General features: G+C 43.6%; 11 protein-coding genes, 1 tRNA gene and 1 pseudogene. 4 read left to right on the top strand and 9 right to left on the bottom strand.

The window, feature by feature from the left end:
• Positions 1 to 65 precede the first annotated feature (65 nt).
• Both JCM16496_RS07625 and JCM16496_RS07620 read left to right on the top strand, forming a co-directional pair.
• Positions 66 to 860: a thymidylate synthase gene (locus tag JCM16496_RS07625; protein WP_025833350.1), complete on the top strand. Its 795-nt coding sequence runs from the start codon at positions 66 to 68 to the stop codon at positions 858 to 860.
• Positions 861 to 905: 45 nt separating this feature from the next.
• Entirely contained in the window at positions 906 to 1,394 is a 489-nt protein-coding gene (locus JCM16496_RS07620) for a dihydrofolate reductase (RefSeq protein WP_025833349.1), read from the top strand.
• A 2-nt stretch (positions 1,395 to 1,396) separates the two neighbouring features.
• Here JCM16496_RS07620 and JCM16496_RS07615 read toward each other — a convergent pair whose 3' ends face one another.
• Positions 1,397 to 1,873: an Lrp/AsnC family transcriptional regulator gene (locus tag JCM16496_RS07615; RefSeq protein ID WP_025833348.1), complete on the bottom strand. Its 477-nt coding sequence runs from the start codon at positions 1,871 to 1,873 to the stop codon at positions 1,397 to 1,399.
• Between the two features lie 239 nt (positions 1,874 to 2,112).
• Here JCM16496_RS07615 and JCM16496_RS07610 point away from each other — a divergent pair, with 239 nt between their 5' ends.
• Entirely contained in the window at positions 2,113 to 3,390 is a 1,278-nt protein-coding gene (locus JCM16496_RS07610) for an IgA Peptidase M64 (protein WP_025833347.1), read from the top strand.
• 24 nt (positions 3,391 to 3,414) lie between these two features.
• Positions 3,415 to 3,950: pseudogene (locus tag JCM16496_RS07605) on the top strand (GNAT family N-acetyltransferase).
• A 76-nt stretch (positions 3,951 to 4,026) separates the two neighbouring features.
• Here the strand turns inward: JCM16496_RS07605 and JCM16496_RS07600 are convergent.
• The 8 genes from JCM16496_RS07600 to JCM16496_RS07565 all read right to left on the bottom strand — a co-directional run bounded on the left by JCM16496_RS07600 (position 4,027) and on the right by JCM16496_RS07565 (position 9,231).
• Positions 4,027 to 4,491, bottom strand: a complete 465-nt coding sequence (locus tag JCM16496_RS07600; RefSeq protein ID WP_025833345.1) for an ExbD/TolR family protein — start codon at positions 4,489 to 4,491, stop codon at positions 4,027 to 4,029.
• Entirely contained in the window at positions 4,491 to 5,081 is a 591-nt protein-coding gene (locus tag JCM16496_RS07595; protein WP_025833343.1) for an ExbD/TolR family protein, read from the bottom strand. Before JCM16496_RS07595 ends, JCM16496_RS07600 begins: the two co-directional genes overlap by 1 nt.
• 35 nt (positions 5,082 to 5,116) lie before the next feature.
• Positions 5,117 to 5,602: a hypothetical protein gene (locus tag JCM16496_RS07590; protein ID WP_005833104.1), complete on the bottom strand. Its 486-nt coding sequence runs from the start codon at positions 5,600 to 5,602 to the stop codon at positions 5,117 to 5,119.
• A 5-nt stretch (positions 5,603 to 5,607) separates the two neighbouring features.
• A complete protein-coding gene (locus JCM16496_RS07585; protein WP_025833339.1) occupies positions 5,608 to 6,420 on the bottom strand; it encodes a MotA/TolQ/ExbB proton channel family protein in 813 nt (270 codons plus the stop codon).
• Between the two features lie 77 nt (positions 6,421 to 6,497).
• A tRNA-Ser gene (locus tag JCM16496_RS07580) sits at positions 6,498 to 6,585 on the bottom strand.
• 163 nt (positions 6,586 to 6,748) lie between these two features.
• A complete protein-coding gene (locus JCM16496_RS07575; protein WP_025833337.1) occupies positions 6,749 to 7,528 on the bottom strand; it encodes a TatD family hydrolase in 780 nt (259 codons plus the stop codon).
• An 8-nt stretch (positions 7,529 to 7,536) separates the two neighbouring features.
• Positions 7,537 to 8,238 (bottom strand): hypothetical protein, encoded by a 702-nt coding sequence (locus JCM16496_RS07570; protein WP_025833334.1) that lies wholly within the window; start codon positions 8,236 to 8,238, stop codon positions 7,537 to 7,539.
• A gap of 18 nt (positions 8,239 to 8,256) precedes the next feature.
• Positions 8,257 to 9,231, bottom strand: coding sequence for a polyprenyl synthetase family protein (locus JCM16496_RS07565; protein WP_025833332.1), 975 nt, complete (start codon positions 9,229 to 9,231; stop codon positions 8,257 to 8,259).
• Between the last annotated feature and the right edge of the window lie 9 nt (positions 9,232 to 9,240).

Here is a 9,240-nt window from a genome sequence, read left to right as displayed (position 1 = left end):
TTAATTATTAATTATTAATTAATTCCCCTACCTTTGCGTTCGGATAAAAAACAGAGCATTACATCATGAAACAATATTTAGACCTGCTGAACCGCGTACTGACCGAAGGCGTAGAGAAAAGCGACCGTACGGGTACCGGCACCATCAGCGTATTCGGCCACCAGATGCGTTTCAACATGGATGAAGGCTTCCCCTGCCTTACTACCAAGAAGCTGCATCTGAAATCAATCATATACGAACTGCTATGGTTCCTCCAAGGAGACACCAATGTGAAATATCTCCAGGACAACGGTGTACGCATCTGGAACGAATGGGCGGACGAAAACGGTGACCTGGGACATATCTACGGGTATCAATGGCGCTCCTGGCCGAACTATAAAGACGGATTCATCGACCAGATCAGCGAAGCTGTAGAAACCATCAAGCACAATCCCGACTCACGCCGGATTATAGTCAGCGCATGGAATGTAGGTGATTTGGACAACATGAACCTCCCTCCCTGCCACGCCTTCTTCCAGTTCTATGTCGCCAACGGACGGCTAAGCCTACAACTGTATCAGCGTAGTGCGGACATTTTTTTAGGAGTGCCCTTCAATATTGCTTCCTATGCCCTGCTCCTGCAGATGATGGCGCAAGTCACCGGACTGAAAGCCGGGGATTTCATCCATACCTTAGGAGATGCCCACATCTATCTGAACCATTTGGAGCAGGTAAAACTCCAACTATCTCGTGAACCGCGGGATTTGCCGCAGATGAGAATCAATCCGGATGTGAAAAACATCTTCGACTTCAAGTTCGAGGATTTTGAGCTGGTCAACTATAACCCGCATCCGCATATTGCAGGGAAAGTGTCAGTATAAATCCTACAATAAAAAGATAGAAAGAGAAAAGAATTTTACACACATATGATTAGTATTATTGCTGCAGTAGACAGAAAGAGAGGTATCGGTTATCAGAACCGGTTGCTATTCTGGCTTCCCAATGATTTGAAGCGTTTCAAAGCCCTCACCACGGGAAATACCATCATCATGGGCCGAAAAACCTTTGAATCTCTCCCCAAAGGCGCGCTTCCCAACCGCCGTAACGTTGTTCTGTCCACTCAAAAAGATTTAATCTGCCCCGGTGCAGAAGTTTTTCCCTCACTGGAAGAAGCACTGAACAGTTGCCAGCCTGACGAACACGTCTACATCATCGGCGGTGCAAGCGTTTATTGCCAGGCACTCCCCTTTGCAGATACCCTCTGCCTGACTGAAGTGGATGCAGAAGCCCCTCAGGTGGACGCCTACTTTCCCGAAGTCGCTCCGACTGTATGGCAAGAAAAAAGCAGGGAGTCCCATCCCGCAGATGAGAAGCATCCCTGCCCTTATGCATTCGTCGATTATATCCGCCGGTAGAATTAATCTTCCTCTTCTTCTACCGTTATAGGCATCTGCCGCTTGATGGCTTCGTGGAAAGAAATCAAGGTTTCCGTACGCGCCAGTCCCAGCGGCTGCAACTTATCATGTATGATGCTCAGCAAATGATGGTTGTTGCGGGCATAAAGCTTTATGAACATATCATACTTGCCCGTTGTAAAATGGCATTCCACAATCTCGGGAATGGCTTCCAATGCTTTCGTTACAGCATCAAAAGAAGCGGGATCCTTTAGATAGATACCGATATAGGCGCATGTTTCATATCCTATCTTCTCCGGATCAATCACATATTCAGAACCTTTCAATATACCTAAGTTTGTCAGCTTTTGAATGCGCTGATGAATGGCTGCTCCCGATACATTACAAGCTCTGGCCACTTCAAGGAAAGGAATGCGTGCATTATCGGCTATAAGTTTTAAAATCTGTTCGTCTAAAGTATCCAATTGATGATGTCCCATTTCAAATTCTAATGATTAATAAATTACTATATCTCCCGCATATCTATACGGCAACATGCAAAGTTAGCTATTTTTTCGCCAATAAAAATACGGTTTATAACTTTTCTTGCAAAAAAAAGAATAATACCGCATATCAGGCATTTCAAAGTGCATATGCAAAATTCCATCTCGCACGACCGGAAAATTGCAGATGAGCTTTAAAGATATTATCTTTGTAGTAGCAATAATAATGAACCGTTATGAAAAAGTATTCCTTATTCCTATTATGCCTGATGGCAGCAATATCCTTGCATGCCCAAAGCTTTGCCGATTATTTTGCAGATAAGACCCTGCGTGTCGACTATATCTTTACCGGAAATGCAGCCAAACAAGAGATATGCCTGGACGGATTGTCTTGTCTCCCCTCTTGGGCAGGAAGGAAGCATCATTTGTCTGAGTTGCCCCTGCAAGGAAACGGACAAATCATTATGCGGGATGCAGCCAATGGCAGCGTAATCTACAAAACATCCTTTTCTTCGCTCTTCCAGGAGTGGCTGGAAACGGATGAAGCCAAAGCGGTGACCAAAGGATTCGAAAACACCTTTCTCCTTCCCTATCCCCTCCGTCCTGCAGAAATAGAAATAACACTCCTTGACCCGCGTAGAAATGTACGGGCAAGCATGAAACATACGGTCAGTCCCGACGACATCCTGATACATCAGAAAGGTACTGCCCACATCACACCACATAAATATCTGCTGCAAAGCGGCAATACGGACAAATGCATCGACGTAGCCATCCTTGCAGAAGGATATACTCCCGAAGAGATGCCGGTATTCTACGAAGATGCAGCCATTGCCTGCGAAAGTCTGTTTGCCCACGAACCCTTCCGGTCCATGAAAAAGCACTTCAACATTGTAGCAGTGGCCAGCCCCTCCGAAGACAGCGGAGTAAGCGTACCACGCCTCGGAAAATGGAAACGGACAGCATTCAGTTCTCATTTCAGCACATTCTATTCGGACCGGTATCTGACAACCTCCCGTGTCAAATCCATACACGATGCGCTGGCTGGAATACCGTATGAACACATCATCATCCTTGCCAATACGGAAGAATACGGTGGCGGTGGAATCTATAATTCCTATACCCTTACTACCGCCCACCATCCAATGTTCCGCCCCGTTGTAGTGCATGAGTTCGGGCATAGCTTTGGCGGACTGGCCGATGAATACTTCTACGACAATGACGTGATGACAGATACCTATCCACTGGATGTGGAACCCTGGGAACAGAACATCAGCACAAGGATCAATTTCACTTCCAAATGGGAAGATATGCTTGCTCAAGGAACTCCCGTTCCTACTCCCTCTTCTGAAAGTGGAATATATCCCGTAGGTGTATATGAAGGAGCCGGCTATTCTGCCAAAGGCATCTACCGTCCGGCAGACAATTGCCGCATGCGCACCAACGAATACCCTACTTTCTGCCCGGTCTGCCAACGGGCCATCCGCCGTGTCATTGAATTTTATACTGAATAGAAACAAACTAAACTAAAAGAACTTATGGTCAGACTTCAACGTATTACAACGGCTGACACAGACTTGTACAGCTACATGGAGAAATTAATGACTCAATCGTTCCCTTCAGAGGAGTACCGGGAGCTGGAGGAACTGCGCAAGTATACAGATACCAAAACGCACTTCTATAACAATATCATCTTCCACAACAACACCCCGGTAGGTCTCATCACTTACTGGGATTTCGGACATTTCTATTATATAGAACATTTTGCCATTGACCCCGCACAGCGTAACGGCGGATATGGAAAGAGCGTACTGAACCATTTGTGCCGACTCTTAAAACATCCCATCGTCTTGGAAGTGGAAATACCCGAAGAAGAAATGCTAAACGCCGCATTAACTTCTATCAACGGCAAGGATTCTCCTTATGGGAAAAGCCCTATCAACAACCGCCCTATAAAGCAGGCGACAACTACCTGCCTATGCTCATCATGGCCTATGGAGATATAGAATGTGGAAAGGACTTTGACTCTGTAAAGGAACACCTCTACCGCGAAGTATATAATGTGAAATCTTAAAAATCCAATATACTTAAAAACAATAAAGGCCGTTTCATTTGTTGAAACGGCCTTTATTATATTTTAAATCAACTCTTTATTGACGCGGTTGCGCAGAATAGTTAATCTTCAATGCATAAGCTTGACGAAGAGCTTCCTTGATATCTGTTACGATACCCATTTTCGTATCTTGGTCAACTTTCAAAGACACTGTCATCTGCGGCTGATCTTCTTCCTTCATACTGGCACGTTCACCAATAATGTAATCTTGAATTTCAGCAACTTCAGCATAACTGTCGTTCAACTGGATACGGCTTTCATTACCTAGTTTCTTACGAAATTCGGCAGTAGGTTTTCCTACATAGATAAACGTAACCAAAGATTTCTTTTCAAGTTTCTCCAATTCTGTAGCTTGCGGAACCTTAAACTCAACCTTCAATGTTACCTCACGCATAGTTGTTACAATCATGAAGAAGAACAACAAGGTGAAGATAAGGTCAGGCAGAGAAGAAGTGTTCAACGCCGGCATTTCACGTTTACCAGTCTTATTAAATTTTCCCATTACTTCTTTTCTCCGTACTTTTTAGGTTCTGCCTCAGAAATCTTCTGAGGATAAATATCACGAATTGCATCTTGTTGTTCTTGATCCAATTCGGCATAATTCTTCTGCCACTTTTCCTGAGCCAGTTCATCGCGCAACTCATTGTAAGCTGCTACCAACTCATTCTGTACAGCCATGTATGCCTTGTATGAAGAGCCACGGTCACAACGCAAAGAAACCACATGATTTTCCGTTACTTGAACTGTACCGAAGAAAGGAACATTCTTAGAAATCTTCTCCGGTTTCGTTTCATCATTGTACGGATTGGCAATGAATTCCTTTGCCTTTGCACGCAACTGGTCAACTGTAATATAATCATTCCCACACATCAACTGGTCCTGCATATTCAAGAATACCTGCAATACGTTACGTTCTTTCTTCTTTTGGTCCTCAATCTTTTGGTCCTTTTCCGGTGGAGGCGGCAAACGTCTTGCCAAACCACGGTCAGTATCCATAGATGTCGTAATCAAGAAGAAAATCAGCAACAAGAATGCAATATCCGCTGTAGAACTTGAGTTAATATCAGGAACTTTTCTTTTTCCTTTTGCCATTGTAATTACTCTTTAAATTGAGTTACCTCAATCGGTTATGATAATTTCTTCTTAATACTACTAAAAATGATTGCCAAGACTGTACCGGCAAACAAAATATAAATAGAATAGAGGAACATATCGGTAATCTTCAACCAGAAAGGAACATTGTCAGTACCGCTATATCCCGGAATAGTAAGCGGCTCGTCGCTACCCATAGTCCAAGCTATAACCACCACAACAATCAATACAATCAAACCGATTAAAGATTTCAAGGCTGCCCCCGGATTATCCTTCAAGGCAGATCCGAATTGGAACAATACACCAACCAACGTAGCAATTACAGCTACAGCCAACAGAGCATACGTCAAGTAAATCAGCGCATCTGTTTGAGCCGGTTGCCACATTTCTGAGTCAACGCTCATCAATACTGCATCACCCTGAGCATCTCCACCGAAGTAGAACAAGCCCAACACTACCAAGATGATAGCGAACATGGCATACAGTACGTAGTATGATACTTTATATGATAACTTAGCCATCTTAATTATTTTTTGTATTTCAAGTCATATTTGATAACCATATCCAACAGTGAGATAGAAGAATCTTCCATTTCACTTGTCAAAGCTTCAATCTTAGACAAGATATAGTTGTAGAATACCTGCAGAATCAAAGCAACGATCAGACCGAAAATAGTTGTAATCAAGGCAACCTTCATACCACCTGCTACAACCGTCGGAGAGATATCACCTACCTGCTGGATTTTATCAAATGCCTGCACCATACCGATTACAGTACCCAAGAATCCCAAAGACGGAGCCATAGCGATGAACAGTGTAATCCAAGAGCAACCTTTTTCCAGGTAACCGGCTTGTACACCACCGTAAGATACTACAGACTTTTCTACTACATCGATACCTTGATCGATTCTCATCAGACCTTGGTAGTAGATAGAAGCGATAGGACCTCTTGTGTTACGTGCGATGTCTTTAGCAGCTTCAACGTCACCTTTTTCCAAAGCAGCTTCGATAGCAGCCATAAACTTCTTTGTATTAATTTCAGCCAAACTCAAATAAATGATACGTTCAATACAGAATGCAAGACCGATAACCAATGCGATAGCAACCAAACTCATGAAAGATGCAGTACCTTCGATAAACTTAGTCTTGAGTTCTTTATGAATACCACCTTCTGTAGCTTCCATAGCAGCAGGAGCAGCCGCGTCGGCAGCAGGAGCTACAGCTGCAGGAGCAGCCTGTTCTGTTTGTTCAGCTGCAGGAGCATCTTGAGCCTGAGCAAGTTGAGTTGAGCCAAATGTTAGGACTCCCATCACAGCAACAATTGCAAATAACTTTTTCATTGTGTGTCTAATTTTTAAGATTAATTAATTAATTTATTTATTATAATTTGTTGTTTTATCTCCATTTTATCACGCTGCGGAGAGACGGGGATTCGAACCCCGGATACCCTTTAGGGGTATACACGCTTTCCAGGCGTGCCTCTTCAACCACTCGAGCATCTCTCCAAATAGACGCCTTTTCTGAAATCGGGTGCAAATTACAAAAAAAATGCGAACCACAAGCGTTTTCAGCTACAAATGTATTCTTTTTTTTGTTGTTCTGCCTCATTCGACCCGTTTTATATTAAATAAAATCTCAAAATTAATAAACTTTAAAATCTCAAAGAGCTTATTTGAGCATTCCGAACACTTTTAAAGTGTTATCAGAAGTTATCTGGGCAACCTTTTCAGGAGACTTCCCATAAATTTCGGCTACCTTTATCAAAGTATCCTTAACATATGCACTCTCGTTCCTCTTGCCTCGATTAGGGACCGGAGTCAGATAAGGGGAATCGGTTTCCAGCACGATGCGTTCCAAAGGAATATCCTTCAAGACTTCGGGCAGGGTTGATTTCTTAAAGGTCACCACACCATTTATCCCTATCATAAAATCCGCAAATTCCATCATCCTGCAGGCCTCTTCCGAGGTCCCCGTAAAACTATGGAAAATTCCTTTCAAAGGAGTCTGCTGATAGGGCTTCAACACATTATATATATGGTCGAACGCCTCCCTACAATGCAGCACTACCGGCAAACTGTATTCCAAAGCCCACTCAATCTGCCTATCCAACACTCTTTGCTGTTCTCTAAGAAAAGTCTTATCCCAATACAAGTCCATACCAATCTCGCCAACCGCAACAAATTCGTTCGGTGAGGCCAGCTCCCGGGCCATTATTTCCAACTCCTTTTCATAATCCGCATCCACAGACGTGGGATGCAATCCAATCATCGGATAGCAATATCCCTTATATTCACGGCATACCCGAAGCATAGGCTCTATAGTGGTACTATCGATATTGGGCATAAAAATATGCGTGACTCCTGCCTCACGGGCACGAGCCATCACTTGGGGCAAATCCTCTGCAAACTCTTCTAAAAAAAGATGGGAATGTGAATCAATCAATCTCATTCTTCGACTTACTCTTTGCGTTTTTCACTGGTACGGTAATAATAGATTATTCCATAATCACGGCATAAATCCAAACGTTTCTCATTGGGAGTGACCTCCTCAAATTTCTTTTCAACTTGGTTCCATATATCCAAAATCAATCCATCCGCCTCTGCACGCATCGAAGCCAAGGTGTCCAAACTGCGGGCTGTTAAAGATTGAAGATTCTTTTGCTTCTCATAACTATCCATGAAAATATCATAATGCACCCTCACTTTTGCAATCGTAGGGTTATAAATGGGAATTCCTCCCTGGGATATACGCTTGTTTTCCCCATCCACGATTTTACGGCCCCATTCTGCCAAAGCAGACTCTGTCGATAAATCAGGCACATTATTGTTGCTTGCGTCCAAACCGTAATATTCCTTATGAGCAATGCGCACTTCAGAACGGATGACAGCCAAATTCAACACCTGGATAAAATGAGAAATATACAGACGGGCAGTCTTTACATTGGCCTGATGCTTACGTCCCGCCCGCGCCTGCCGCTCAAAGCAGTCGGCATAATAAGCTTGCGCAGCTTCAAACTTTGTAAGAAAATTCCGCGCATCAGTCAACGCCTTCAAAGAAACGGCCAAATCATACACATTACATATATCACCCTTGACGACCACTGCTTTCAGCGCCCGTATTCTCGCTTGATCTGTATTAGGCAATCTTCTATAAGGCATTCTCTCCCGGATTTAAAGTTATACTTCCCGATGCATCAAGTTAGCCATCAGGTTCTTCAATTCCTCTTTCTTTTCATCCGCCACCTTCACCGCCAACAGACTTTCCATTGCGCGTTCACAATACTCTTCCATTTTTTTCTCACACAGTTCCTTGACGCCAATCCGATTATACAGTTCCGTCACCGCAGCAACCTTCTCCTCCGGGTTGAATGCAACAGCATCCACCCAAGCATTCAAGCGGGTCAACTGCCCTTCATCCGCATGTTCAAAAGCCTTTATCAGCATGTAGGTCTTTTTATTGCACAGAATATCACCTCCAATATTCTTTCCAAAAACGGCAGGATCGCCATAAACATCCAGGAAATCATCTTTCAACTGAAAAGCGACCCCCAAGTTCATGCCAAAATCATACAACCGCTCCGCATCTTCAGAAGAAGCCCCTCCCAAAAGAGCGCCAATCTTCAAACTTGCAGCCAACAATACCGAAGTTTTCAGACGAATCATTTCCAGATACTCCTCCGCCTTCACATCCTTCCGATGTTCAAACTCCATATCCAGTTGCTGCCCTTCACAGATTTCCAGTGCAGTCAGGCTAAATATATCCATCACCTCTTTCAGGTGTTCAACCGGACATTGAGCCATAAACTGATAAGCTAATACAAGCATTGCATCCCCTGAAAGGATGGCAGCATTGTCATCCCAAACTTTATGCACCGTCTCCTTACCACGGCGACGGTCTGCACGGTCCATCAAGTCGTCATGCAAAAGAGTATAATTATGATACACCTCAATCCCCGTTGCAGGGTTAAAAATACGGGTAATATCCTCCTGATACAGATTGTAGGCCATCAACATCAATACCGGACGGATTCTTTTTCCACCCATGGACAGCACATAGGTAACGGGAGCATATAAACCTTGAGGAGTACGGGTAAACTGCAATTCTGCAATATGAGAATTTATTCTTTCTAAAAGCTCGGAAGCTGTAAACATGGCATTTTC

This window comes from Bacteroides rodentium JCM 16496 (genome assembly GCF_000614125.1).
GTDB lineage: Bacteria > Bacteroidota > Bacteroidia > Bacteroidales > Bacteroidaceae > Bacteroides > Bacteroides rodentium.
The sequence above is the reverse complement of the archived record's forward strand: the minus strand, read 5'-3'. Positions and strand labels throughout refer to the sequence as shown.